Source organism: Evansella vedderi (assembly GCF_030813435.1).
GTDB lineage: Bacteria > Bacillota > Bacilli > Bacillales > Salisediminibacteriaceae > Evansella > Evansella vedderi.
The window spans coordinates 1-26,797 of the sequence record NZ_JAUSUG010000012.1 but is presented as its reverse complement, the minus strand read 5'-3'; the positions used below and the strand labels follow the sequence as shown (position 1 = coordinate 26,797).

The window sequence follows — 26,797 nt, the reverse complement described above, 5'->3', positions numbered from 1 at the left end:
ATCCCCTTAGAAAGGGGATTTTCGGTTGGTTCTTAGTAAGCGAAAACATGATTGCCAATCGTTGTAGAAACGGTTCTACTTCTTACCCATTGATCATTTGTTTTCGCTGGATTATAAAAAAACAGGGAGCCATTTGTTGGGTCTTCTCCTGACATGGCTCGTCTAGCCGCTTCCATTTGCATGTCAGTTGGGTTTGCATTGTGTATGGAACCGGTTCCTGCAGGTGTAAATTGATAGTGACCGTGACTCTTTTCAAAGATAACATCTCTAACTGTATTAGGAAAAAGATTGCTTTTCACCCTATTCAAGATTACAGCACCAACGGCTATTTGACCTTGCAAGCTTTCTCCCCTTGCTTCTGCATAAATCATCCTTGCTAGCCATAATAATTCTTCCTGGTTAACGGACGTTTCTACAGCTGGAGAAGAGGAACGGTCCCCTGTTGTTGTACCTCCCCTAGGGATGACTAAAGTTTGTCCAATTCGAAGAAAGTCAGATGTTAAATTGTTTGCCGTTTTAATGGCATTGACAGTAGTTCCGTTTCTAGCAGCAATCCCAGACAACGTGTCCCCAGAAACAACGGTGTATGTTTGTGTCGGAGCACTTGTTTGAGTAGAGCTAGTATTTGTAGGAGCAGTTGATGTAGATCCACCTGGAATGACTAAAGTTTGTCCGATTCGCAGGAAATCTGATGTTAAATTATTGGCTGTTTTAATGGCATTGACAGTTGTTCCATTTCTAGCAGCAATCCCAGACAACGTATCCCCAGAAACAACGGTGTATGTTTGTGTCGGAGCACTTGTTTGAGTAGGTGTAGAAGTTGGACTTGTGCTTCCCCCATTTGGAATTGTTAATGTCTGTCCTATTCTTAAGAAATCGGAAGTTAAATTGTTCGTTCTCATTATGACATCTACAGTTGTTCCATATCTTGAAGCAATTCCAGATAAAGTATCGCCCCCAACAACTGTATAAGTAACGGTAGAAGGTATGGCCGCAGTTACTGTTCCATTTGGAATCGTCAAGATCTGACCTATGCGAAGAAAGTCAGATGTTAAATTATTGGTTGATTTGATAGCTTGAACGGTTGTTCCATAACGCTTGGCAATATGGGATAACGTATCTCCAGCCTTAACTGTATATGTTTCTTGCGCTTCTACTTTGTCTGGTGTTGCAGCAGCTGCTGTACTTGGTTTTATTGGTGCGAAGGCCAAAGTAGTGAGGAGCATAGCCCCACCTACAATTTTTATTACGTTTATTTTCGTATTAGGAAAATTTTTTCGTACATATTTTTGTGCTTCCTCTTCAATGGTTGAAGAGGATTGCTTTCTTCTAACTCCTAACTCTGACGAAAATTCCTCTGAGTATCTATTTAAGTAAAGGGTAATTTCAAACTCTCCATTGCTGTTCTGATGAATTTTATGATGAGTAAAAAGCATTTTGTTTCAACCTCCTCTGCTTTTACTATTCCCGAAACTAATTTTTTTAGAAAAAAAGAATAGGAATACTTCAATGTAAGGTGGTTGAGAGCCATCAAAATCCATTAATTACTTACATAACGGTTTTTTCTACAACAAAAAATAATCCTTGAAAGGAGATGACTTTCACCATGGGAAGAGCTAGAAAGCAAAAAGCAAGGGATAAAAATAAACAAACACTGCCGCAAACACCAAGAAAAGATATTGCCACGACTAACGAAGATTTAGAAGTTGCAAAAGAAGTGGACGATCTATATGAGTTAAAGGCAAGACCAGGCTATTCTCCAACAAAAGTAATACGTAAAGACGAAAAGAAATAGTATCATGTACAAAACGCTAAGATTAAGTTGAATATCTTAGCGTTTTCATATTTACTGTAGTTACAGTGGCAAACATAGTATTTGAAGTTTTCCCAAGACCTTCTTATACTGAATTTAAAGGTGGTGTAGCGATAATGGAAATTACAGCTGATGCTGCAAGTTTTTTACTACAGTTAATGGAAAGACAAAACAAAGGAGCAATTAGGATTGGATATAACGAAAATAGTATGTGAGGGAAGTCGAAATTTAAATTAACTCTGGATGAGTTAAAGGAAGAGCGTTCCATTGAAGTTGCTGGGTTACCTGTAAATTTTGGGTGTGATGCTGCACAACACCTTCATCGACTTAAGATTACATATGAAAATGGGAGGCTTTCCCTCATTGATAACGGAGACAAAGGAGAGTAATACGGATGAGCGAGCATTATGAAGTTGGACAAATCGTAACAGGGATTTATAAAACGGGAAAATATATTGGTGAAATTACGGAAATAAAACCGGAGAGGTATGTTGTGAAGGTTCTGGCCGTTCTAAAGCATCCTCAGCAAGGGGATCTTCATCAGGCGAAAAGTGCCCATGTTCCTTTCTTCCATGAGAGAAGGGCGTTAGCCTATCGCGAAAAGACAAATATCCCAAACGTATACGTGAAGTCATATGATGGGGACATTCCAGAGTACAAAGAATCATTGCGAATTGCCGTGGATGAGCAAAAGGAAGCTTTAGAAAAGGATGGAAGTGAATGGGCAGCGAAGTCGTTAGAAATACTCCAATCACTTGAAAAGGACTATTTTAAGTCTTAGTAAGAGGAGCGGGGGTCTCTCATAAGGTTAAAACCATACCTTTTGAGAGACCTTCTTTTATTTCCCCTTAAACCATTGCTTTCTGTTTGCTGTACTTAATAGTTGCTTGCGCACCTGCCAATCGTGCTAATGGAACTCGGAATGGAGAACAACTGACATAATCTAACCCCGTTCTATAGCAGAATTCTATGGAGCTTTTTTCTCCTCCATGTTCTCCACAAATTCCTGTTTTTATTGTAGGGTTGGTTCCTCTTCCTAATTTAACTCCCATTTCCACAAGCTTCCCTACCCCATTTTGATCCAGTACGGAAAACGGGTTGTCAGGAAGAATGTTATGCTCTACGTAAGATTGAAGGAACTTTCCTTCTGCATCATCCCGACTGAAACCAAAGGTTGTTTGTGTTAAATCATTAGTTCCGAAAGAGAAGAAATCCGCTTCCATTGCAATATCATCTGCTGTTAAAGCAGCACGTGGTAATTCAATCATTGTTCCAACGGTATACTTTAATTTTTTCCCCGTCTCCTCCATTACTTCAACAGCTGTATCTACCACTAGCTGACGCATTTGTTTAAGTTCATTGACATGACCTACAAGTGGGATCATGATTTCCGGTTGTACGTTTAGGCCCTTATCTGTCAGATGTGCTGCTGCATAAAAAATAGCCTTTACTTGCATAGTGTATATTTCAGGGTAGATGATCCCAAGACGGCAGCCACGATGACCGAGCATTGGATTAAACTCTTCTAATTGCTGTACTTTTCGTAATAACGCTTCCTTTTTCTTTAGTTCTTCCCCATTACCTCTTATTAATTGTAGTTTTGTAACCTGAACAATAAGTTCTTCCTTGTCTGGCAAAAACTCGTGCAATGGAGGGTCTAAAAGACGAATCGTTACCGGATAACCTTGCATCCCTTCAAGAATACCGATAAAATCCTGCTTCTGCATTGGAAGAAGCTGAACTAAAGCTTTCATTCTCCCATCATAAGAATCGGCTAATATCATTTCTTGTACAATCGGAATTCTTTCAGGATCCATAAACATATGTTCTGTTCGGCACAAACCTATGCCCTCTGCTCCAAATTCACGGGATTTTTGCGCATCTTCAGGGTTATCTGCATTAGCCCGAACCCCAAGTTCCCTTTCCTCATCGGCCCATAATAATAATTGCTGGAACTCCTTTGACAAGGTTGGCTCAATCATAGGGACTTCTCCAAGCATTATGTCTCCAGTGGCACCATCAATTGTTATGGTATCTAAATAGTTTACAACTATTTCACCCACTCTAAATTCCCTATTCTTTGTATTTATTTTGATTCCCTCACAACCACAGATACATGCCTTCCCCATCCCTCTTGCAACTACCGCCGCGTGGCTAGTCATACCGCCCCGACTCGTAACGACCGCTTCGGAGGCAATAATTCCATGAATATCGTCTGGAGTGGTTTCCGGACGAACAAGGATAACCTTTTTTCCTTCTTTACTTAAGTATTCCGCTTCATCTGCATCAAATACCACTTGCCCCGTTGCTGCTCCAGGAGAAGCAGGCAATCCTTTTACTAGTAACCTTCTTTCATAAGTATCATCAATTCTTCGGTGAAGAAGCTGGTTCAATTGATCTGGGTCAACACGTAGGATGGCATCCCTTTTGTTGATAATACCCTCTGTAACCATTTCTACTGCGATCCGTATAGCGGCTTCCGCAGTACGTTTTCCCGTTCTTGTTTGTAAGATATACAGTTGTCCCCTTTCCACAGTAAATTCAATATCCTGCATATCCTTATAGTGCTTTTCCAGTCGTTGGCATGTTTGTACGAACTGCTTATAAACCTCAGGCATTTTTTCTTGAAGGGTGGAGATAGGATTCGGTGTTCGGATTCCTGCCACAACATCTTCACCTTGAGCATTGATGAGATACTCCCCGTAAAGCTCCCGTTTACCAGTGGATGGATCTCGTGTAAAGGCAACACCTGTTCCTGAATCATCTCCCATATTTCCAAAAACCATGCTTTGGATGTTAACGGCAGTACCTAAATGATCAGGAATTTTATTTAAGCGACGATAGATGATTGCCCGTTGGTTATTCCATGAATCGAATACTGCTTGGATGGCTAAAAATAATTGTTCCCGCGGATCATCAGGAAATGCTTTTTTCGAATGTTTCTTTACAATGGCTTTATAGGCTCCAATTATTTTTTTCCAGTCCTCAGCGGTTAATTGTGGGTCAGAGCTATAGTTATGCTGCTCATGATATTTTTCCAAGTGCTGCTCGAAGAAAAAAGCATCCACTCCTAAGACAACGTCGGAAAACATTTGAATAAAACGGCGGTAGGAATCATAAGCAAATCTTGGGTTAGCTGTTAATTGGGCAATACCTTCCACTGTTTCATCATTTAGCCCTAAATTTAACACCGTATCCATCATCCCTGGCATGGAAAAAACGGAACCGCTTCGAACAGAAACAAGGAGCGGGTTACTAGGATCTCCTAGTTTCTTCCCCGTTCTTTCCTCTAGAATTTGAAGAGATTCTTCTATTTGCGTACGAATGGAAGCAATAATTTCTTTGCCAGATTCATAGTACGATTTGCATGCATCAGTAGATATGGTAAACCCGTATGGAACAGGGAGTCCAATCCTTGTCATTTCTCCAAGGTTGGCCCCCTTTCCACCTAATATCTCCTTCGTACTTGTTTTCCTATCATCAAACATAAACACAAATTTCCCCATTAGTCGGCTCTCCTTTCTATTTTCAAATCCTCTATAATATAATTCGCTGACTCTTCAATAGCTTTATTGGAAACGTTTATTATAGGGCATCCAATCTGTTTCATCATTTTATTTGCGTAATCTAACTCCTCTAAAATTCTCTCTAACCTTGCATAATTCGTTTGTGCCATGAGCCCTAAGGATTTCAGTCTTTCCTTTCGGATCTCATTTAGCTTTTCAGGCGTGATCACCAGGCCGACACAACGAAATCTTGGAATTTTAAATAATTCTTCCGGTGGTGTAACCTCTGGTACTAAAGGTATATTGGCTACCTTATAACCTTTATGGGCTAAATACATTGACAAGGGCGTTTTTGAAGTTCTAGATACCCCTATTAATACTAGATCAGCTTTCAAAACACCGTGGGGATCCCTTGCGTCGTCATATTTTACGGCGAATTCAATAGCTTCTACCTTTCGAAAGTAATCATGGTCCAGTTTTCGTATTAGTCCTGGCTGTTTACTAGGGGGTTTTTTAAATGTTTCAATAAAGGCGTTCATCAGTGGGTTAAGTAGATCCACTGCGATTATGCTTTCATCAGCTGCTCTTTGATCCATATAATCTTTTAATTTGTCAATAACAATCGTGTACGCAATGATAGAATGATTGTTCTTTGCTTGAAAAATGACATCTTCAATGTCTTCCACCGTTTCCACATACGGTGTTCGCCTAATTTCGATTCCTCCCCCATTAAATTGGCTTGCCACTGCTTTCACTACAAGCTCTGCTGTCTCTCCAATAGAATCTGAAACTACATACACTAATTTATTTTCCAAAAAAATAACGCACACCCCCTATATCTATTAAAAAGTCCATAGTTTAGTTAAGTATGTAAATATCTTGGTGACTAGTACTTTAACGAACATATTATAACCTTCCAACCAAAATATGACATACTATATTCATTAATAGTATATCATATTAATTGTGAAAATGTTACTTTATTTTGTTAAAATTTTAATCTGACATAGAGAAATTTTTTTATGCGAAAAAACACCTACATTGTAATAAATGCAGGTGTTTTGTCTTCTTTATCCATGTGTAATTCGTTGATTTCTTTTTGCTAATTCCACTCTTTCCAGTACCTGTTCTTCTGATAAACCATGCTCCTCCACATAGCGGTTTCTTGGATGAACACGGCATTCGTGGCAGCATGACCGAAGATTAGCGTGCTCATTTTCCTCGGAGCACAATATTTTTCGATTACATTCAGGGTTTGCACAGTTTACATAACGCTCGCAAGGCTCTCCTGTGAAATAGTCTTTTCCAACAACCACATGCTCCTCTTGGTTGATGGGAACACTGATTCTTTCGTCAAAAACATAACACTGACCTTGCCAAAGCTTTCCCTTGACTTCAGGATCCTTTCCGTAAGTTACAATTCCCCCGTAGAGCTGGCCAACATCCTCGAAGCCTTCTTCCTTCAGCCAACCGGAAAACTTTTCACAGCGAACACCGCCTGTACAATAGGTTAGTATCTTTTTTCCTTCGAACTGGTCTTTATTTTCACGGATCCAATCTGGGAGTTCTCGAAACGTTTCAATATCCGGTCTAACAGCCCCTTTAAAATGTCCTAAATCGTATTCATAATCATTTCGGGCATCGATTACAACCGTATCAGGATCCTGCATCTGCTCATAAAACTCCTTCGGTGAGAGATATTGACCCGTTTGTTTTAACGGGTCAATATCATCCTCTAAGCGTAAAGTGACTAACTCAGGTCTGTAACGGACACGGAGCTTCTTAAAGGCATGCTCGTCTGCCTCATCCTCTTTAAATACCATGTCTTCGAAGCGAGGATCATTTCGCATGGCATCCTTATACTTCTCCGTTTGCTCTGTTTTACCGGAAACGGTGCCATTAATACCTTCATCGGAAATGATAATCCGTCCCTTTAATCCTAAGCTTTCGCAAAACTCTTTATGCTCTGTTGCAAACTCTTCCCCATTATCAATAGGGACATATTGATAATACAAAAGAATTCTATATTCATGTTTTGACATTTCTATCCCCACCCTTGCTAAAGAAAAACAACATCCTTATTTTATATATTGGTAAAAAACCAATGGAATTATAACTATTTATACTGTTACCAAAAATTAAAAAGAGGATAATACGAAAACAAGCGAAAAGTGCCTAAAGTGAAATGAACCCACCTAACAAATACACCATAATGATACTCACGATCGTAACAGTTACTGCTGCTGCCATTCCAACATAAAATGGCTTTACACCTACTCCTTTAAATACACGCAAATTAGTGGATAAACCGACAGCGGCCATAGCCGTTCCTAACATATATTTGGAGCCGATAATATTAACGGTACCCCAAAGGTTTTTCCACTCATTAGGGTCTAACAACCCGAATGCTCTGCTTTCCTCTAAGACACCGTTATCACCAATGGTTCGTATTCCCGCCATTACAATAAATCCAATGACAAAGAATGGAATGAGCTGGTACCATTTCGGTGTAGTCCTTGCAGTCCCTCTGCTATTTCCAAATTTATTTAAGTAATAATAAGACATAATTGGAACTACAGCAATTAATAGGGAGTTCCTCGTCAGTTTCGTAATTGTAGCCACATCAACAACCTGTCCCATTGAATAGACCTGATCATATATGAGTGCGGCCCCTGCTACTTGTGCCGTTTCGTGGATGGAGGTTCCCAAAAATAACCCTACCCGAACGGGATCGTTTTCAAACAAATAGAAGGCTAAATAGGGGTAAGCAAACATAGCGATAATTCCAAAGATGGTAATGTTTCCTATGGCATAGGCCATCTCTTCGTCGTTGGCTTTGATCCCAGGTGCGGTACCTACGATGGCCGTGACTCCACATATACCAGTTCCCACTGCAGTTAAGGTACCTAACCGATGAGCCTGCCCCAACTTGCTAGTGATCCATAAAGTGACCGTTAAACCAACGATGACACAGGTTAAGATAATAGGAATCCCCCAAGCTCCTAATGTAATCACATCATAAAAGCTGAGGCGAATCCCTAATAAAACGATCCCAAGCTTTAAAATAATCTTAACTGAAAATAGGACCCCTTCCCTTAATTGTTCATGTAAACCAATAAAATTTCGTATTAATAATCCTAAAATGATGGCTACAAAAATGGATGAAATGGGACTCGAACTGCCATCTGGTAAACCCTGTAATGTATTCAAAAGATTACCTAATACATCAGCTAAATATAAGGAGATAATCATTATAAATATACAGGCCAATAAACCAGGCATAATCCCAACTATTTTTCTCAATTTGAACGCCCCTTCAATAACAACAATTAATATTACTGTTTCTTGTACTACATCATGTAAAATGACCTTATCTATTATACACCTGTTGAACTTATTTTTCTTAAAAAATATTATTAGAGAGTAGTGCAAATGTTTGATAAAATGAGGTTAGAATTCATTTTGAAGGGAGTTTCTAATTGTGGGAGAATGCAAATTAGATCATAGTTTAGAGGATGTTAGGAAGAAATTACAAGAGCAAGCTTCGTTTTTATCAAAGGAACTTTACGAAGGCTTTACGAATTTTCTAGATAAAGATTTATCACAACAAGAGTTGAATGAAGCATTTCATTTGTTGAAAAAATATGACTTATCCTCGAAAGAAGAGCAAGAAGTACGAAACGAAAAAATGAAAGAAATGTTTCAACAATAACCTAAAGAGGTTGGGACATAACTAAAGTGTTTAATCCGAAATACGAACAAACACTACCTTTGCGGAGGAAATATACGTAGACTCCTCGAAAATGTTAGCACATTTTCTTCGTGCGTGGGCAATCTCAAGGATGTGTAATCAGTATCCTGCGGGAGCAGAGGCAGAGGTGAGACCCCACAGTGCGGGAGCCAGGATGGCGACATTACGCCGTTGCCCACAGGACGTGGGCTGCCTTTAGGCGTAATTGGAGGAGGCTCACCAGCCGCCCGCGGAAAGCGAAGTATATTTCCGAAACGGGTAGATTGCACCTACATCTAGTTTGTTCGGATTTCTTATAATAAAAATACTTTTGTCCCAGCCTCTTTTTAACTAATTAATTTGAATACCATTCTATAGTGTTTTTTCCTTTTTCTTTGGCTTTATATAAAGCTTTATCTGCATGATTAAGGAGTGCCTTTGCGCTTACACCGTCATTTGGATATATCGCTAATCCAATACTGGCGGTAACTTGAAAGGAATGTTCTTTATATTCCCACGGTTTGATCGTATTTTGCCGAATTCTTGCTGCAACGTCGTTCACATCTTCTTTATTTTCTATATTCGTTAATAAGATAACAAATTCATCTCCACCAATTCTTGAAACAACGTCGCACTCCCTTACAGATTCCTTTAACCGTTTAGCAAAGATTTGTAAAAATTCGTCCCCTGCATCATGACCTAATTTATCATTAACTGGTTTAAAATTGTCACAGTCTAAATAAAGGATAGCAACTTTTGTTTCCGTCCGTTTGGCTAATGAAATAGATTGTTCGATACTTTCGTTGAAAAGTCTTCTGTTAGGTAGACCTGTCAGTGCATCATGGAATGCCATTTGATGAATTTGCTCTTGATATTTTTTTCTATCGGTAATATCCTCTCCCACGAGTAAAATGTTCTCTAAATTCCCATCTTCATCAAGGATTGGTATAAGATCAAAGTGCAGCCAGAACCAATGACCTGTCCCATGGAGAACTCGGACTTCCATTGAGCTGTGCTTATGCGTTTGTAAGACATTTTGAAACTCCTGTATAAACTCATTTCTACTTTCGTCATAAACAATGTCTTCAAATTTATTGTTTACATAGTATTCTGCAGAATGCCCTAATATTTTTGCATGGGATGGAGAGGCGTAAACTGTAATCCTATTCTTACCTATTAATTGAATGAGATCCCGCGAGCTTTCCGTAATCAGTCTGTACTTTTCCTCACTAACTTTAAGTGCCTTCTCCAGCCTTTTTCTTTCGGAGATGTTCCTTACAACAGCATGAATTCCAAGTTTCCCTTTATAATTTGTTTGAATTCTAGATACTTCTACATCTATTTCCTTACCGTTTATGTTAATAATTTTTTCTTCCACAAGCCCTAAAGACTCTCCATTTTCACGAAATTCTTTCAAATGTTGAACTACGATCCCTCTGCTCTTAAAGGGATAGAAATCGAAAATGGATTTCCCGATAAGCTCCCCTTCTGATACCCCGAGAAGCTTGTTTGCAGCTTGATTTGCATACACGATGTATTCATCAACATGGATGAAATTGGCATCTGGTGAATAATCTAAAAGATTACTGAAACGTTCTTCACTCTCGCGAATGGCTTTATAAATTCTTTTTTCTTCAGTAATATCTTTTGCAATACCATATACCCCTATAATCTCTCCGTCTATAAAAATTGGTATATTTTTTACAAGACAGTCAACAAGGTATCCTGATTTATGGATCAACTGTATTTCATATTCTTGGGGTTCACCTTTCTTCGATTTTTCATAATGAATAAATGCTTTTTCCAAGTATTCAGGAGCAATAAAGTTTGAAAAAGACGTATATAATATTTCGTCTATAGAATATCCAGTTAAAGATTCCCAGGCACGATTGACCGTTTGTAATATGCCTTCAAGGTCAATAGAATAAACCGCATCGGTATTTTGTTGGAATAATGATTCGTAAATTTGTTTATTCTTTTCTAATTCGTACTCCATTAATTTTCGTTTCGTAATATCACGAGTGACGGACAATATATGCCTGATATTATTATTTGAATCGAAAATAGGGGTAAGGATTGACTCTGCATATCCCCCATCTTTATATACATATTTTATAGGTTTCTTTTTATCAAGAACTTGTGTATAGTAACCTTCGATTAAGGTGGACTTCTCTTTTGGTAAAACCTCCTCCAATGTTTTACCAATGGCATCTTGACCGATGTCCGCCTGCTCCATTCCTGCTTCGTTTATGACTAAATACTTAAAGGTACCGTCGTCTGTAACCTCCATCACATAAATGGCATCATTCATATGGTTTATAAACACTTGAAATTCTGCTCTATTTCTTTGAAATAGGGAATCAAACATAACTATCTCCTTTGATTTAATCCTGTATTAAATTACCTTATTCCTTTTACCCACCCATTGCGAATAGCCGATACTGCTGCATCTGTTCGGTCCTTAGCATCCAATTTTTTAAGGATAGAACTAATTAATGTTGCTATAGATGAGTTTGCATAATATAAAGTTTCCGCTATTTTTTTATTATTCTTCCCATCTAATAACAATTGGAGTATTGCTTGTTCTTTTTCATTTAAAAACTGTTTCACCTTATTTTTTTTCAGTATAAGTTTTTTAATGGGCTGTTTTTTCAATGCGTTCTGAGATTCGATTTCTGAAATAAGTTTAAGGTGCATATTAGCTTGTAGGAATATATTTTGCTCCAGCAACGAACGTAAAATAATAGGATAGTTTGACTTTAAGAACGGTAAAGAAACAATACCATTAACGGGGTATTTCAAATAGCCCAGGCAATCTTCATCCAATTCATTATGGCAAACAAGAATAAGTAAGGTGTTCTTCTGATTAATTGACTGACATAAATGAAATACCTTTTCTTCTGTCTCCTCATTTGCTTCAGAAATAAAGAAGAAAATCCAATGGTTTGTAATGGAAGGTGATTTCGTTAATTTATGGTTAAACCCCTTAATACAATTTGTAATATTATCCATTAAAGAGGAAGGAATTTCATTAAAATTATCGTAGAATGTAATTCTTGAATTAATTGTTAACACTTTTTCTTCGTATGTGTATTGCATTTTATTTAACTCCCTCCATCAATGATGTATTAAAGTAATTAAGTTTGTTAATTTCGTAAATCCTTCTACAGCTAATTTTGAATATTTAGCTTCTAGAAATTTCTATCTTGTACTTTCTTATTGTGAATAGATAAAGGAAATTTTATTTGCACTGAAAGTTACTACTCTGCACCTGAAATAAGCTCTAGGTTTATCTATTTTTATTGATTATCAGGTTCTCTTGAATTTAAGAAAGACTGCTCCATAAAATACCCCTATTACTCAATGTAAATGTATGTTTCTGTCGGTTTATTATAGTAGTAAAATAATCCCAGATTAGATTTCTGATACTTTATAATTTGAATATCGTTCATTTGCTTCAGTAGGAGGTTCTCACATGCACGTCCAAAATAGATGAAGCTTCTTTTATTTCTTCTAGAATTTAAAATTAAAATGAATCGAATTGTTTTTGTCAATTGAACTAACTCTTCTGTGTTATTCATGGGGTATGCAGTACCTTTCTTTATCCTGTCATTTGATTTTGAAAAAATTTACTAACTCTATTGTGAATGATAAGAAAGGGGAAGTATATCACCGGGTGTTCTTAATTTAGATCTAAAGTATCGTTAGGTGTAATAGGAGTTCATTCCTATTACTGATACTAGGAGTAAAAATTGGAGTAGGAATAGGAATAGAAGACCATAAAAAAAAGCCCGCTTAAAGCAGGACTTTTAGTTACATAGAGGATGAGTACCCCATTTGATATACTTTGGCAATGGCCTGTGCACGGTCGGAAGCACCAACTTTATTCAAAATTTTTGTCATGTGGTTTTTAACGGTATGATCGCTAATAAATAATGTTTGTGCAATTTCATTATTACTGCAGCCCTTTAGTACTAGTTTCAATACTTCTAACTCTCTAGTGGATAAATTCAGCTCTTCTTTAATTACTGTTTCTTTATTCTGGATGTTATCGGGCTTTTTGTCTAGGTTAAGTACAATTTCACTTTCCAATACATTATTTTTATTAATAAAGTCTTTAAATTGACTCCTAACAGCTGGAGAGATATTTACTAATTTATTGGTTTCATCTATTTTTTCTTTTTTCTGTACATAATAATAAATTAACGCGAGAATTTCTGATTCTTTACTATATTCACTATGACTCGTTGAGTTTCCTTGAAGTAAATCATTACAGCCTTGTAATATAGCTATTATTTTTTTATCTGATACATTTTCTTTAATAAAATAAAATTCATATCCTACAAGTAAACTGGCATCCTTTAATGATTTACTAAAGCTTTCTTTAATAGTTTGGCTAAAGTTTTCTACCAATTCGCTTACCTTCGTTGTAAATGTAAACTTATCCTTATTAAGCCCTTTCATCGCTTTATAAAGCAAATTTACCTTATAGTTCTCCGTTCCTATTCCCGTTTGATTTAGTCGGAGATGAATGGCGATTCCTCCAGCAATAGCTAGAGTAGAAAGGAATGATTTATAGTTTTCAGGATCTACTTTTGGTTGAATGGCAACACAAAGTACCCCATATAATTGGTTATTATAAACTAACGGGAATTCTAGTACATTTGCCCCCCAACTAGTTGATTTCTGAATTGGATTTCTTACATCGTAGTCCATACTATTATCCTTTGAGAAAGCTCTCAATGCCACATCATGGCAATAATCATTAATTTGGTCTGAGGAAAGGCCACGGGAGATAATCTCAACCCTAGACTCCCCTTGCTCCGGTTTAAAAATAATAGTGGAAAATGATCCCCTAATGAGATTTATACTTATATCCACCAGAATATAGAGTACTCTTTTAATATCATCCACTGAGGTGATCACACGGAAGATTTCATTAAAGGTGGACAACTTCATTAAATGATTTTGCTGCTCTTCCTTCAATTGATCAATCGTTAAATGCAAACTTAGCATATTGGCAAAAATTGCTGATCTTTCATAGGAAATCTCTTCATCAAGCTCTTCATTATTTGAACCTGCAAATAAAACACCCTTTATCCTTTGATTATCAAAAATAGGTGTACAAACTAAAGACTTCGGTTCGAGGCCATTAGCGGTAAAAATATTTACCCGTGGATCATTCGAAATATTTTTCCAAAATTGGGGAGTTTCAGTGACTAGTGTTCTTCCAAAAAAACCTTCTCCCAATTGGAAGCAGTATCCTTTAATGGCTTCCGTATTTTCACCAATGATTGCCTCTACATAATATTGTCCCTCTTCCCTTTCCATTGCAATGCCTAAAAAATCTATCTTTGTTCTCGATAGATCAAAACCTCCAATAAAGGAAGAGATGGTAGTTACGCCGGTTTTAATTTCATCTAGGTTTTGATTGACTTTACTTAAGAATTGACTGCTGTTTTTCCTTTCAAACTCCGAGTTTAAATGGGAGGAAATGATATGGGTCAGTTTTTTGACCATATCAACTTTGTTGCTAATTTCTTTTGCAGTAGTATTTGAGATAGAATAATCGAGAGCTTGAATATATTCATCAGGGTTTTCCACTTGCTCCATAATATTTTTTTTAATAAATTCCCTCGAATTTTCTTCAACTATAGAACCAGCGAGAATATAGTAACTTAATTTTTCATTAATATATATAGGAGAAACTAACATTTTCGGGCCTAAAACAGTATCTAAAGTAACGACTTGCTTAATTTTAGATAAAGGTTGTAAAAATCCCTCAAGTACTTGTTCCTTAAAAAAATCATGATATACCAAATTACTAAAGGAATTTTCCCCCGTTATTTTTGTTATTTCGTTTCCCTTTTCATCTACTATTAATAATGTCAAATTCGTTAACCGCGAGTATGCTTGCTGTATTTCTTGAACAAAAGACAGGATATTTATCATATCATCAACCCATTCATGTCAACACTTTTTGGTTGGTTATATCGATAGATAGCATTGTCTCCAGTACCCATAATTTCTAAAATTGTGTTCGTTACTAATTCGTCAAGGACGGGCCTCAAATCCTCTGGCTTTCTGCCAAGTCTTGTCCCTAACCCAGACAATGTTTCAAATGTATAAGGATTTTCCTGAAAGAACAATGTGCATTCCACCGTTAATGGATTAATTTGTATAGATTCCATATAATCGGATCCTCCTATACTAACCTAATGAAAGGTTTTGATTGTATATTTTCAACTAATAAAGGCTGTGACATAACTCCTTGTGGAGATTTTTTCACTTGGAAATACTGATAATTTCCATCCACATTTGTTTGTAAAACACCGTTACACGTTCTTTCGAGGAAGCTAGATGTTTCTTGACCTAATTCAGTAAAATTGCTTAAAGCAAGTAATGTAATTCCTCTAGCTGCAGTTTTTGCAGCTTCCTCAGTAAAATAACTTTTAACAAAATCTTTTCCTCTTCTGGAAACGATAGTATTAAGGTCATAGTATATGAACCATTTTTCCCCTTGTTCCGTGCTGTCTTTAATATAATTCCAAAGGTTTTCATCGATAACTCGCTTATATTCTTCGTCATCTAAGTTATGAACTTTGATCACAGCTGACCGGTAACCCTCAGGAATAGGGCGATCATAGTGTTCGATAAAGTAGATTTTTTTCTTAGATACTAAATCACGAAGATCCACATCAAACAGACTGTAAATATGTTCTAAATCTAAGATAGATGCAAGACTTGATAGTAAAATTACAGCATTTTCCCCAGCAAGTGCCCTTCGTGCCAAAATAGAACCTAGAAAATATTTGTAGTTCGCTTTACTATTCGTGTCTAAAATAAAGGTACTTCCTTTAGGAATACCACCTTGCAGCAGGTTGTCCAATGCTGGAATACCTGTGCTTATATTTTCCGATTGATACTCTGTAATGGCTTTATCTTCGATCATCGTTAACGATGGAATAAGGTCTACACCGGAATTATTAATTCTATAAATATGTTCTCCTTCCCGGATCTTGGTGCCACGCATTTTGAGTACTTCTAACGTCCTTTTACGATACATCGTTTGGTGATCTTGGAGTAGAAGTCGAATAACACCGTCCACTATATAACTAACAATGGGAATGTTGTGTTTATTAATAGAAGTTTGTTCGTGAATTAAAATAGAGGTTAAAGTATTTTTCCTTAGAATATTTCTAAGTGTATAGATGGTTTTACGTTTTTCCACCAGGTCTTCGATTCCGAAGTATAGTAGGTTTAAACTATCAATAACAATTCGCTTACAGTTAATTTCCTTAATTAATTGTTCAAAAAGCCCGTTTGGCTGTTTCATTTGATCGATCAGGATTTCTGGTGAAAGACAAATAACACGGAGTATATTTTCCATTTCCAACGCTTTTATATCCCAGCCAAAGGCATGCATTTCGTTATATATTTGTTCAGGAAATTCTTCAAAGGTTATATAAATACCAGGCTCACCTTTCATCGCCCCTTCGTATAAAAATTGCATACCTAAGATGGTTTTTCCAGTACCTGGCGCTCCATCTAATAATATAGATGAACCAGCGGGGAAACCTCCATTTAATATATAATCTAATCCGTCGATTCCTGTAGCAGTATATGATGTCATGATAAGAACCTCCTGAAAATCTGTAGTAACTCATAATATTATACATAATGTTGTTGAGATTTTGTGCTGTTTTGCAAAAATAACCATGGGTATATTCTATTAAGAATCTTTCAAAGAAGGGTGTAAAAAGTGAAATTTATTTTTTCAATCGAACTAGTATGTTTATTAGCACTTAGCTGTAAAAATTATGAAATTGCAGAAAATGAGTTAGATCCAGGAATTTCTAGTGTTATAGAAGGTTGTATTTTTGAAATAAGCGATTCAAGAATTTTAGTAGTGGATGGAATTTCTAAAGAAGACTCAATAGTGTTAACAGAAATAGATTTATTTGGCCCAGACCGTGCTGCTGGGAATGTAGTTGGTTTGCTGTAGATGAATTGGAATCCTTTGAGTGGGACAATTAGTTAGAATGGAATATAGCTACCCTGGGCAATCAGAGCGGAAAAGGTAGAGATTGTGGAAGGTTATTAAATCTTATTCATAATATTGGTGGATATAGGATTTTCATGCCTCTTTTATTTATTTTTTCATAATAATAGGAAACCATAATTGAAGAGAAAGTTGACGGTTAGGGGAGTATATATTATGTCACTTGACGCCTTTATTATGGGATTTGTATTTATAATGATTCATCTATTAGCAAATGAACTCATTCCTTCAGGAAGAATTCAACGTTTAAAGTGGTTCTCTTTTTCAGGAGGCCTTGCTGTATCCTATGTTTTCGTCTACGTCCTCCCTACTCTTCATAAAGAACAATTACTAGTAAAAAAATACGGTGATTACTTTACCATGGAGTCAGAACTATATTTTATTGGTTTACTTGGAGTTTTGATTTTTTATGGTATCCAAAAAGTAGTGAGAAAAGAACAACGAAAAGGCCGCCCCGGAAAGGCAAGGGCCTTATTTTGGCTGCAAATATTGTTTTTTGGACTTTATAATGCATTAGTTGCATATACAATTATTTCTCATGAGGTACATGGAGTTCAAGCTGTTTTTTATGGACTAGCAGTGGGTCTTCATTTTGTGGCAGTTGCCCATGATTTGTGGAGAGAGTATGCGGATATTTATAATCACATGGGTCGCTATGTGTTGGCCATCGGTATAATTGTTGGCTGGATCATGGGAATGACCGTTTCCCTAGGCCCCCTTATGGAGTCGATAGTATTTGCTTTTATATCGGGGGCTATGATACTGAATGTTTTAAAGTACGAACTGCCACCAGATGAAGAAGCTCACTTCCCCACCTTCGCTATAGGAGTTGTAGCCTATACAACAGTAACCATGTCACTGAAGTATTTTTTTCAATGGTGAGAAGAGGAGATTTAGGTAATTATCCTGCTACAACTTTGTTCATTTCGAGGTAAGAATGTTACTGTAACAAAAGAGTAGACGGAATTTGGGGAACATTTATACTTTAATACTTACCGAAAACAATGAACCCTCTAAATTTCGGTAACATTTCGATGTGGAATGTTACCGAAATAAAAGAGTGGGCGCAAATTCGGGAGCATTTATGCTTTAATACTTACCGAAAACTACGAACCCTCTAAATTTCGGTAACATTTAAAAGTGAAATGTTCCGAATAAAGACTACGCAAAAATAGGGTAACATTCAAACCAAGATAAGTTTTTAGTGAAATTTGTATTAATTTCCCACTTATTTTTTAACATAATATGCCGCTCTACCTTTAGTAACTAGTCTAAAATGAGTATGTAGAATCCTTAAGATTGTCTTCTTCCCCCCTTCCATCCCACACCATTCACATATATCATTTGTAGTTATCTTTCGCTCTGGAAACAAGAGTATATATTCCCCTACACTTCTCATTACGGCAGAATCTACTTTCTCTATAACTCCACATGAGAGACAAATTAAAGTAGTGCGCCCGTGAGAAAACATAAAAGACCTGCATCTCTCACAACAGATTCCTTTTTTCAATTCGTTATTTTTAAAACTAGATATTTTAGAGTAGGAAGATTCTGATTTGTGTTGGGAAAGTATTCGATCGGCGAGCTTTATGTGGTTTTGACTGAGGTTTGTGGGTTGTGTATTCAACGTTTTAAAAAAGCGATTACTTTGATTTGGTAAGATAATTGGAAGATCTTTGTTTGCTTGAAACAAGGCGAATTCAGAATTGACAAAGATGACATAATAGGTGATTGGTAAATTACACCCCAGTTTCTGGAGGAACGGTTGAAGTATCTGTTCGCTACGTTGGATTTGAATGATGGGGCTTTTGACTCGTATTTCCGGCTTACAATACCATTTGTTTTCCCTCTCATTAATATAAAAATCCCCTTCAAAATTTTTTACTTCAAAGGCATTAATTCTTTTTGAAAAACCATAAGAGAGTCTATTTGTGTTTCATGTTTGAATGCTCTATCAACAAATCATTTATGATGATTGAATCCACAGTTAACTTCTCGGAAACGTGAACGTCTAACAATTTTTCTCCAGCGAATCCTTTTCCTAAACTCCAATAATATTTCTCACTTTCTTCTGGTAATTTTAAACGACTGTTTAAAATTCTCAGAGTAAGTAACTCTTTAGATTCTTTACGAGATTTATATTCCATAATCTACTTCCTTTCTAAATTTTCTTAAACATCCAATATCATCTTAATCTATCTAAGAATGCCCTACAAGAACAATCGTTCTCGTTAACAAAATTGCCACATTTTAAACTTTTATATTCTTTCTAACAAAAAAATCCCCTCTAGTATAATTGAGGGGATAATACAATCCAACGTTAAACAGTTTATTGATTTAACTGAAAATCTACTAAATCGGCCTCTAAAATATAACGTTCAGGTGCATTTCCAATAAAAGTGAACGGATAGCATGTAGTTAAACTTAATGTTGGTTTTCCGGTAGGTCTTATTACACTTGTGTCTTCAGCATCAACGATATATATGTCAACAACTACATACGTAAATTGTCCTGCTGTAGTAGTTACTATTAATTCATCATTTATATTGACATCCTTCAATTCCCGAAACACCGTATCGCGATGGCCTGATAAGATGGAATGATCAGGTTCTCCAGGTAAAACACTACCACGATAGTGTCCTACTCCCCTGTCGAGTTCATCTTCATCCGTCCCGTGAAAAATTGGTAGTTTAGCATTTATAACTGGAATATCAAGAATGCCAATTTCTTCACCAATTTCAGGCCTTTTCGGATATAGTAAAACATCCTCTAAATTAATGTTATTGGTTTCACTAATGTTTAAATCTGTTTCCACTATATTTTCAGCTGCCCTTATCGTTTCCCGTTCAAGAAAGTCATTTGAGACATATTCATATGTTTCGTTATTTACGAAAAAAATAGGTGCATAGTTAAATATGGCATAAATAAATAGTATAGATCCTAAAACAGTAATTCCTGTTGCTATTTTTCTAATTAAATTACTCCATTTATTCATACCTATTCAAATGGGAAGGAGCGATTATTGTTCTGACAAAGATCCCTAAGCCCATTAAAAGTAGCGCAGAGAGTAATAAATTAGGCCAATGTGTTGCCGTTTCCGGTAAGATACCACCATCAACAGTGGATACGGTAAAAATTTCCTCGTATTCACAAACAATATTACCAGTGTCATCCCTTAACTCTACTTTAATATGATGTGTACCAGGCGATAGTCCTTCAAAAGTAACTGTATTTTCCTCAGTTATAATCGGCTCATCTGCTTGATTGATCCAGATGTACCACGTACCTGATTTAGAAGCTTCCATTTGTACATCTAAGTTTTTCTGACTATTTTCACTATCATTTTCAACCAAAATCAAATTAATGTCTTTTTCGCAAATTTTATCTTCATAGGATTCCTTTTCAGAAACATCTTTATCCCGATCTGTTTTCTTTTCCTTTTCTATGTCCTTATCTTTTTCTGAATCTATTGGATCTTGTTCAGATTCATCTTTTGAGTCGCTCTCATAAACTTGTTCAGATTCATCTTGTGATTCGTTCTCGGAAACTTGTTCATTCACTTCAATGAGGAACCTTACTTTACCTGAATTACCAATAACATCAACATACAAAGTTCCTGTGGATCCGTCCGAAAATTCTAGAGGGAATTCATTTGTTTGTGCTGTATCCCAACCCTTCTCTTCATAAAAGTCTTTCCATCCAGAAGCTGGAAGTTGTTTTCCGGGAAGGTCTATTATTAATTCATAAATGCCGTCTCCATTCTCTAAAGTCCAATCTAAGGTTGTATAAGAGTCTAACCGTACTTCTTTTTCGAAACCATTGGAAACATCATATGAAGCTATTAATCGTTCCCTTTCTGCAAAAACATTTGATGTAAATATACTCAATGTAGAAAACATTAAAATAAAAGAACAAAACACCATTAAAATCTTTTTCACTACCTAATTCCTCCTTGATTATCAAATCTCAATTTATAGCGCTTACAGTATTGTTAAGTTGTTAACATTAACATTTTTATGGTGTTTGTTTTATTTTCGTGAAAGCTTTTGCAGAAATTAGCCAGTTGCCCATTTAAGGTGAACGCTTTTATCAGCAAAAAAAAGCCTCCCTGGAGGAGACTTTTTACGAACAAATAGTTTATTTCATTATTTTACAAATATCATTTGTAAATTCAACTGGATCACTTACTGGTAATCCTTCAATTAACAACGCTTGGTTGTACAGTAAGTTGGTGTACAGACTCAACTTCTCTTTATCCTTTTCGAAGGCCGCTTTCAAAGATTCGAATACATCATGATTTACATTCACTTCAAGAACTTTATCTGCTTTTACATTTTGACCCTCAGGAAGCCCTTGTGCTTGAAGAATTTTCTCCATTTCAATAGACACTTCCCCTTCAGCAGTTAAACAGACTGGATGGGACTTCAAACGCTTCGAAACACGAACATCAGTCACTTTTCCACCAAGAACTTCTTTCATTGCAGCAAATAACTCTTTATTTTCGCTCCTCTCTTCTTCGGATTTTGCTTTTTCGTCAGCATCCTCTTCAATACCTAAGTCACCACTGGATACGGACTTGAACTCTTTATCCTTGTATTTCATCAATGTTTTGATAGCAAACTCGTCGATATCCTCTGTAAAGAAGAGGATTTCATAGCCTTTATCTGCCACTAACTCTGTTTGAGGAAGCTTAGCAATACGTTTATAGGATTCCCCAGTTGCATAGTAAATGTATTTTTGCTCCTCTGGCATCCCTGCAACATACTCATCTAATGAAACTAGCTTTTTCTCTTTAGAAGAGTAGAACATCAATAAGTCCTGCAGGTCTTCCTTATTCATACCGAAATCGCTTTGAATGCCAAACTTCAACGTTCTACCAAAGGACTCGTAAAACTTTTGATATTTTTCCCGGTCGTCCTTCATTAGCTTCACTAGTTCACTCTTTATTTTATTCTTAATATTCTTTGCGATTTGCTTTAACTGACGATCGTGCTGGAGCATCTCACGAGAAATGTTCAACGACAAGTCCTCAGAATCTACCATCCCTTTTACAAAACTAAAGTAGTCAGGTAATAAATCCGCACACTTATTCATAATTAATACACCGTTGGAATATAGCTCTAGTCCCTTTTCATATTCCTTTGAATAGTAGTCAAATGGCATGTTTTCAGGAATATATAGAATAGCATTGTAACGTAATGTACCATCCACTTTAATATGAATATACTTTAATGGCTTGTCAAAACCATAATGCTTCTCTTGATAGAAATTTTCATAATCTTCGTCCGTTAACTCACTCTTGTTTTTACGCCAAATAGGCACCATGCTGTTGACTGTTTGCACCTCAGTAGCATCCACTGCTTCCTTATCATCTTCAGAAGCAGCATTCACTTTGACATCCATTTTAATTGGATATCGGATAAAGTCAGAGTATTTTTTAATGATAGATCGGAGACGATAATCTTCTAAAAACTCGTCGTAATTCTCATCTTCTGTATTTTCTTTAATTTTTAAGATAATTTCCGTTCCAACTTCATCCTTTTCTACTGTCTCAATGGTATAGCCGTCAGCCCCTTCCGACTCCCATTTGTAGGCCGTATCGCTGCCCAGGGCCTTTGTCAACACAGTAACCGTGTCTGCAACCATAAAGGCGGAGTAGAAACCAACACCGAATTGTCCGATAATATCGTGACCGTCCTTCAACTCATTTTCATTTTTAAAGGCAAAGGACCCGCTCTTTGCAATAACACCAAGATTATTCTCTAGCTCTTCCTTGGTCATTCCGATACCAGTGTCTGCCACACGTAAGGTTCTAGACTCTTTATCCGCTGATACCTTTATGTAATAATTATCCTTTTCAAATGTAAGGCTATCGTCGGTCAAAGCCTTGTAATAAATCTTGTCTATTGCGTCACTTGCATTGGAAATTAACTCCCGTAAAAAAATCTCCTTTTGTGTGTAAATGGAGTTAATCATCAATTCCAACAAACGTTTCGATTCTGCTTTAAATTCTGTTTTCATTGCCATTAGTACATCTCCTTTCAAAAAAATCCACTTTTAGCACTCGTTTTACAAGAGTGCTAACATCCTATTTTTTTATATCATAAAACTTTTTCTTATGTCAACAATGTAGATACTAGAAAGTCTTCCACACATAAAAAAAGGGTGGCCGTAAAAGACCACCCTTCCTGAGTCATCACTGGCTCTCTGGGGTAAAATCGATGTTACTCTGCCGTAAACATCTCCCTTACAACGTCGTTTTTTTCCTAGAAGCTTCTGTTGCCTGTTACAAGTCCAAGCTAACCATCCCCTCAAGGTGATTATAACGACAACCCTAATCCTGTATGACTCTAATGAAGAAGGAAGTAACCTTCCCTCTTCAATATTTAATTTGCACAGACACTCAGAACAATATTCACACAGAAAAAATTCCCATTTAACTTTACATAAAAAATCCCATGTCTTCAAAGGAAAATAATGAGGATTATTCATGATTAATATATAGCAGTTTGCAAACAATAATTAAAATTTATAAATAAAAATTCGGAGGGTGAATAATGAAGGAAGTTACTTTAACTGTTAAAGGCATGACATGCGGTGGATGTGTTCAAACCGTAGAAAAAGCATTAGCTAATTTACCAGGAGTAGAAAGGGCATTAGCTGACTTTGAGAATGCCATTGTAAAGGTAGAATTCGATGAAGAGTCCACATCCGTGGAACAACTGAAAAATACAATTCAACGGGCAGGATACCAAACGCAAAAGTAGTTTGGAGTTTTAAAGGGAACAGGGTGGTATATATGAACTGGATAATTAAAGCAAAGCATTTAAATGATGAAAAAAAAGTTATTGGTCTAGAAATTGAAGATGAAGATGGAACTTTTGATGCAAACATTAAATGGGATGGATCTATGGAAATTAACATTAAATCCAGAACGGAAGAAAATGTTACGTTAACGGATACCATCCACACTTATGATATCGATGGCCTTATTTATAAATTGGAAAGTTTAAAGCAGACGTGCTATGACTATTTTGATGGCTGGAATGATATTAACGAGAACAGGGTAATTTCTGAAGATTATAATGGGCAAGAAGGGGATTTCATACACTAGAATTGTGGAATTAAACGAAATTATGTAAGTTAAAAGGGCTAGTAGTGCACATACAAGTATTTTTGCACTACTCCCCATCTATTACTTATTACTCATAAATTTCATCTGCAAATTCATAACGCAGTTTTTCTGAATTGATCTTTCCTTCCTCTTTTCTATTTTTAGCTCCCTTCTCAATATTTTTTTCTTTCGCTCCTTTAAGGTTTTCAAATGGTGTGTTCGATTTACTATTCTTATCAATCGTCATGATTTTCACCTGTCCTTTTATTAAGATAAACCTAGTTTTCCCTTAGAATGAAAAAAGATGTGACCCTATTTAAATCACATCTTTGTTTAAATCTTTATACTTCTTTTACATCGAAGGAAATGACACGATTGGTTCTTGGGTTATACAGGACATTACTTTGAACGGTAATTTCCCCTTGTGGTCCTTGCAAATTAAATTCATATGTTTCCCTTGTTTGATCAGCTGATACTTCATTTTTCTCTACGAACCTATAATCTGTTATTTGGTGTCCCGGATATGCTGATTGGGTGATGCCGACTAGATATCTCCCCCACACTCCCTCTTCTTCCTCTGTTGTCGGGAAAAACTCAACGTTAATGACACCAAGGTCTGGGTCTGCTCCTAAAGCTTCAAAAGCACGCCTATGCAAATTAAGTTTATTTGGTGGATATCCAGGGACTACATCCACAATGGTAACAGTAATCTCTTTTGCTTCTGGGGACGATACATTTATCACTCTCAGTGTTTGACCACAACGAAATGGGGTATTTTCTCCTACAGCAGCCGTCATATATCTATTTGCTGACCAAGGAATACCACATTGTGTAACCTGACCGCCTTCCGTCCAGGATGCCTGCCCCCTAACAGGCTGCTGTTGACGCTGCATATCAAATGGTTCTCCGAAATAATGTTGATCATAACCAAAATGACTTGGATGCTGGATATAAGGGTTCAATGGATATGGTTGATAACTGTACGGGTGGTGCCCAAGTTGCATATGGTGTTGAGCATAAGGGTAAGGATAATATGGATACAATTTAATTCCTCCTGTCTTTCCTATTATTCATAAGTACAATATGCAGGCAGATGGTTGACCTGTGACAGGAACCTAGAATTGTTAAATGTTCCATGGAATGATATTTTTCGATTTCGTAAAAAATAAGTTCCACAAGCTCATATAAGGAGGGAAACTGGTTGGCAAAAGAAAATAAAACAATTGTTGGTACAGATATAGATGAAGTAAAACGACGAAATAAACAGTCAGGATTATCTTATAACGAAGCAAAGGTTGAATTAGCAAGACAAAGGGGTTTCTTAAAAAACAACTAAATTTCAGAGGAAAAGACGTGTTCCGCACGAATAGTGTCATATATGGTAAATATACCAAAGGAATAAAAGGGATTTTTCCTTTTATCCGTAGGAGAGCCTGGATTAAATAGTAATGTTTTTTTAACATATCTTAAGTAAGGTATATGGGAATGGCCGAAAACAACACAATCAACCTCACCATAAAGAGCCTCTATGGCCCTTTTCTCGGTTGTTTTCCGGTCCCCATGTCCATGAAAAATGCCAATTTTCCATCCTTTTATGGTAATAATTTTTTTCTCTGGCATGATCTTTTTTATATCTTCTCTATCCACATTCCCAAAAACACCATCCACCGGAGCAAATGCAGACAATTGATGAAATACATCTATTGTTTGCCAATCACCTGCATGAATGATCCTATCGGTAGTTTTCAATTTTCGTAAGCGTGGCTGTGGCAATTCTTTTGCCCTTTTAGGTATATGCGTATCAGAGACAACCACAATTTTCATGAATAGTTCTCCCCTTTCAAAAAATGAATGAACGTAATAGAATGTTTTTATAAGTATTCAAAGATACTTAGATAGGAGGGAGAAAATGTCCGAAAAAGACGAACGTATTCTTGCCATGTTAATCTATATTATAAGCTTCTTTACTGTGTTTTTTGGACCACTCATTATTTGGTTAATTAAGAAAAATGATTCAACATTCATTGATCATCATGGCAGGGAATATTTAAATTTCTTGATCTCCGTAACTGTATATGGGTTTATTAGTTCTATTCTTGTCCTTCTAATAATTGGTGTTTTCTTACTTTTATTTATAGCAGTCGGAACTTTTCTATTAACTATTATAGCTGCAATAAAAGCATACGAAGGAGAATACTATAGATTTCCGTTCATTTTTCGGATTCTATAAACCTAACAATGCCCATTTATTGATTCAGGGGAATTTTTTTTAACTGTCCATTTGAAGGAGTTTACTATCCATGAGAGTCCCTTTACTTGCCGTGTTCATAACCCAGACATAAGATTTCTCTTTTTCATTTAGTATGTAACACTTCGCAGCTCGAATAGTTAGGGCTTCAGTCAGTTACACCTGAGTTTACCCGCCGTTGCGAGCAATTTACCCGCGGTATTCATATTTCAGACATAATTCAGTATATAAAAAAGACACTCTCATCTGAGAATGTCTTTATCTGCCCAGCAACGTCCTACTCTCACAGGGGGAAACCCCCAACTACCATCGGCGCTGGAGAGC

At 36.5% G+C, this 26,797-nt stretch carries 29 protein-coding genes; 10 read left to right on the top strand and 19 right to left on the bottom strand.

Features of this window, described 5'->3' with window-relative positions; genetic code table 11:
* Nucleotides 1-32 precede the first annotated feature (32 nt).
* On the bottom strand, nt 33-1,436 hold the full coding sequence (locus J2S74_RS14930) for a LysM peptidoglycan-binding domain-containing protein (RefSeq protein WP_307326753.1): 1,404 nt from the start codon (nt 1,434-1,436) through the stop codon (nt 33-35).
* Between the two features lie 170 nt (nt 1,437-1,606).
* On the opposite strand from J2S74_RS14930, the gene J2S74_RS14925 reads away from it, so the two are divergent.
* From J2S74_RS14925 to kapB, 3 genes are all read left to right on the top strand, one after another.
* A complete protein-coding gene (locus J2S74_RS14925; protein WP_307326752.1) occupies nt 1,607-1,795 on the top strand; it encodes a YfhD family protein in 189 nt (62 codons plus the stop codon).
* A 65-nt stretch (nt 1,796-1,860) separates the two neighbouring features.
* Entirely contained in the window at nt 1,861-2,028 is a 168-nt protein-coding gene (locus J2S74_RS14920) for a hypothetical protein (protein WP_307326749.1), read from the top strand.
* 179 nt (nt 2,029-2,207) lie between these two features.
* Nucleotides 2,208-2,594 carry a kinase-associated lipoprotein KapB gene (kapB, locus tag J2S74_RS14915; protein ID WP_307326747.1) on the top strand — a complete coding sequence of 129 codons (387 nt, stop codon included), beginning with the start codon at nt 2,208-2,210 and terminating at the stop codon, nt 2,592-2,594.
* 67 nt (nt 2,595-2,661) lie between these two features.
* Here the strand turns inward: kapB and ppdK are convergent, their stop codons facing one another.
* The 4 genes from ppdK to J2S74_RS14895 form a co-directional block, all read right to left on the bottom strand.
* Nucleotides 2,662-5,319: a pyruvate, phosphate dikinase gene (gene ppdK / locus J2S74_RS14910; RefSeq protein WP_307326745.1), complete on the bottom strand. Its 2,658-nt coding sequence runs from the start codon at nt 5,317-5,319 to the stop codon at nt 2,662-2,664.
* Nucleotides 5,319-6,134 carry a pyruvate, water dikinase regulatory protein gene (locus J2S74_RS14905; RefSeq protein WP_307326743.1) on the bottom strand — a complete coding sequence of 272 codons (816 nt, stop codon included), beginning with the start codon at nt 6,132-6,134 and terminating at the stop codon, nt 5,319-5,321. Before J2S74_RS14905 ends, ppdK begins: the two co-directional genes overlap by 1 nt.
* A 255-nt stretch (nt 6,135-6,389) precedes the next feature.
* Nucleotides 6,390-7,361 carry an oxygen-dependent tRNA uridine(34) hydroxylase TrhO gene (trhO, locus tag J2S74_RS14900; RefSeq protein WP_307326740.1) on the bottom strand — a complete coding sequence of 324 codons (972 nt, stop codon included), beginning with the start codon at nt 7,359-7,361 and terminating at the stop codon, nt 6,390-6,392.
* Nucleotides 7,362-7,494: 133 nt separating this feature from the next.
* Nucleotides 7,495-8,622, bottom strand: coding sequence for a YeiH family protein (locus J2S74_RS14895; RefSeq protein ID WP_307326739.1), 1,128 nt, complete (start codon nt 8,620-8,622; stop codon nt 7,495-7,497).
* A gap of 178 nt (nt 8,623-8,800) precedes the next feature.
* On the opposite strand from J2S74_RS14895, the gene J2S74_RS14890 reads away from it, so the two are divergent.
* Nucleotides 8,801-9,031, top strand: a complete 231-nt coding sequence (locus J2S74_RS14890; protein ID WP_307326737.1) for a hypothetical protein — start codon at nt 8,801-8,803, stop codon at nt 9,029-9,031.
* A 373-nt stretch (nt 9,032-9,404) separates the two neighbouring features.
* Here J2S74_RS14890 and J2S74_RS14885 read toward each other — a convergent pair whose 3' ends face one another.
* The 6 genes from J2S74_RS14885 to J2S74_RS14860 form a co-directional block, all read right to left on the bottom strand.
* Nucleotides 9,405-11,417: a PAS domain S-box protein gene (locus J2S74_RS14885; RefSeq protein ID WP_307326735.1), complete on the bottom strand. Its 2,013-nt coding sequence runs from the start codon at nt 11,415-11,417 to the stop codon at nt 9,405-9,407.
* A gap of 32 nt (nt 11,418-11,449) precedes the next feature.
* Entirely contained in the window at nt 11,450-12,148 is a 699-nt protein-coding gene (locus J2S74_RS14880; protein ID WP_307326734.1) for a response regulator transcription factor, read from the bottom strand.
* Between the two features lie 257 nt (nt 12,149-12,405).
* The gene (locus tag J2S74_RS14875) at nt 12,406-12,630 is read right to left on the bottom strand and encodes a hypothetical protein (protein WP_307326732.1); all 225 of its coding nucleotides are present in this window, start codon (nt 12,628-12,630) and stop codon (nt 12,406-12,408) included.
* 232 nt (nt 12,631-12,862) lie between these two features.
* Nucleotides 12,863-15,001: a LuxR C-terminal-related transcriptional regulator gene (locus J2S74_RS14870; RefSeq protein ID WP_307326730.1), complete on the bottom strand. Its 2,139-nt coding sequence runs from the start codon at nt 14,999-15,001 to the stop codon at nt 12,863-12,865.
* Nucleotides 14,998-15,240 carry a hypothetical protein gene (locus J2S74_RS14865; RefSeq protein ID WP_307326728.1) on the bottom strand — a complete coding sequence of 81 codons (243 nt, stop codon included), beginning with the start codon at nt 15,238-15,240 and terminating at the stop codon, nt 14,998-15,000. The genes J2S74_RS14870 and J2S74_RS14865 overlap by 4 nt, the downstream gene beginning before the upstream one ends.
* A gap of 14 nt (nt 15,241-15,254) precedes the next feature.
* Nucleotides 15,255-16,682, bottom strand: coding sequence for a DUF7125 family protein (locus J2S74_RS14860; protein ID WP_307326726.1), 1,428 nt, complete (start codon nt 16,680-16,682; stop codon nt 15,255-15,257).
* Between the two features lie 129 nt (nt 16,683-16,811).
* Here J2S74_RS14860 and J2S74_RS14855 point away from each other — a divergent pair, with 129 nt between their 5' ends.
* The gene (locus J2S74_RS14855; protein WP_307326724.1) at nt 16,812-17,054 is read left to right on the top strand and encodes a hypothetical protein; all 243 of its coding nucleotides are present in this window, start codon (nt 16,812-16,814) and stop codon (nt 17,052-17,054) included.
* Between the two features lie 213 nt (nt 17,055-17,267).
* Nucleotides 17,268-17,993, top strand: coding sequence for a DUF3270 family protein (locus tag J2S74_RS14850; protein ID WP_307326723.1), 726 nt, complete (start codon nt 17,268-17,270; stop codon nt 17,991-17,993).
* A 346-nt stretch (nt 17,994-18,339) separates the two neighbouring features.
* Here the strand turns inward: J2S74_RS14850 and J2S74_RS27445 are convergent, their stop codons facing one another.
* From J2S74_RS27445 to htpG, 5 genes are all read right to left on the bottom strand, one after another.
* Entirely contained in the window at nt 18,340-19,011 is a 672-nt protein-coding gene (locus tag J2S74_RS27445) for a nuclease-related domain-containing protein (protein ID WP_370876020.1), read from the bottom strand.
* Nucleotides 19,012-19,036: 25 nt separating this feature from the next.
* Nucleotides 19,037-19,258, bottom strand: coding sequence for a hypothetical protein (locus J2S74_RS14845; protein WP_307326721.1), 222 nt, complete (start codon nt 19,256-19,258; stop codon nt 19,037-19,039).
* A gap of 182 nt (nt 19,259-19,440) precedes the next feature.
* Nucleotides 19,441-20,106, bottom strand: a complete 666-nt coding sequence (gene srtD, locus J2S74_RS14840) for a class D sortase, LPxTATN-specific (protein ID WP_307326720.1) — start codon at nt 20,104-20,106, stop codon at nt 19,441-19,443.
* Entirely contained in the window at nt 20,099-21,049 is a 951-nt protein-coding gene (locus tag J2S74_RS14835; protein WP_307326718.1) for a hypothetical protein, read from the bottom strand. Before J2S74_RS14835 ends, srtD begins: the two co-directional genes overlap by 8 nt.
* A gap of 199 nt (nt 21,050-21,248) precedes the next feature.
* On the bottom strand, nt 21,249-23,132 hold the full coding sequence (gene htpG, locus J2S74_RS14830; RefSeq protein WP_307327012.1) for a molecular chaperone HtpG: 1,884 nt from the start codon (nt 23,130-23,132) through the stop codon (nt 21,249-21,251).
* Nucleotides 23,133-23,668: 536 nt separating this feature from the next.
* Between htpG and J2S74_RS14825 the strand changes: the two genes are divergently transcribed.
* Complete coding sequence (locus tag J2S74_RS14825; protein WP_307326717.1) at nt 23,669-23,878, top strand: heavy-metal-associated domain-containing protein; 210 nt, start codon at nt 23,669-23,671, stop codon at nt 23,876-23,878.
* 32 nt (nt 23,879-23,910) lie between these two features.
* A complete protein-coding gene (locus J2S74_RS14820; protein WP_307326715.1) occupies nt 23,911-24,225 on the top strand; it encodes a hypothetical protein in 315 nt (104 codons plus the stop codon).
* An 88-nt stretch (nt 24,226-24,313) separates the two neighbouring features.
* Here J2S74_RS14820 and J2S74_RS14815 read toward each other — a convergent pair whose 3' ends face one another.
* Both J2S74_RS14815 and J2S74_RS14810 read right to left on the bottom strand, forming a co-directional pair.
* The gene (locus J2S74_RS14815; RefSeq protein ID WP_307326713.1) at nt 24,314-24,472 is read right to left on the bottom strand and encodes a hypothetical protein; all 159 of its coding nucleotides are present in this window, start codon (nt 24,470-24,472) and stop codon (nt 24,314-24,316) included.
* Between the two features lie 94 nt (nt 24,473-24,566).
* Nucleotides 24,567-25,268 carry a DUF3889 domain-containing protein gene (locus tag J2S74_RS14810; protein ID WP_307326711.1) on the bottom strand — a complete coding sequence of 234 codons (702 nt, stop codon included), beginning with the start codon at nt 25,266-25,268 and terminating at the stop codon, nt 24,567-24,569.
* Between the two features lie 158 nt (nt 25,269-25,426).
* Here J2S74_RS14810 and J2S74_RS14805 point away from each other — a divergent pair, with 158 nt between their 5' ends.
* Nucleotides 25,427-25,561 (top strand): hypothetical protein, encoded by a 135-nt coding sequence (locus J2S74_RS14805; RefSeq protein WP_307326709.1) that lies wholly within the window; start codon nt 25,427-25,429, stop codon nt 25,559-25,561.
* Here the strand turns inward: J2S74_RS14805 and J2S74_RS14800 are convergent.
* Nucleotides 25,558-26,049, bottom strand: a complete 492-nt coding sequence (locus J2S74_RS14800; protein ID WP_307326708.1) for a metallophosphoesterase family protein — start codon at nt 26,047-26,049, stop codon at nt 25,558-25,560. The two genes, J2S74_RS14805 and J2S74_RS14800, sit on opposite strands and share 4 nt — an antisense overlap.
* Nucleotides 26,050-26,134: 85 nt before the next feature.
* Between J2S74_RS14800 and J2S74_RS14795 the strand changes: the two genes are divergently transcribed.
* Nucleotides 26,135-26,455 (top strand): DUF4870 domain-containing protein, encoded by a 321-nt coding sequence (locus J2S74_RS14795; RefSeq protein WP_307326706.1) that lies wholly within the window; start codon nt 26,135-26,137, stop codon nt 26,453-26,455.
* Nucleotides 26,456-26,797 lie beyond the last annotated feature (342 nt).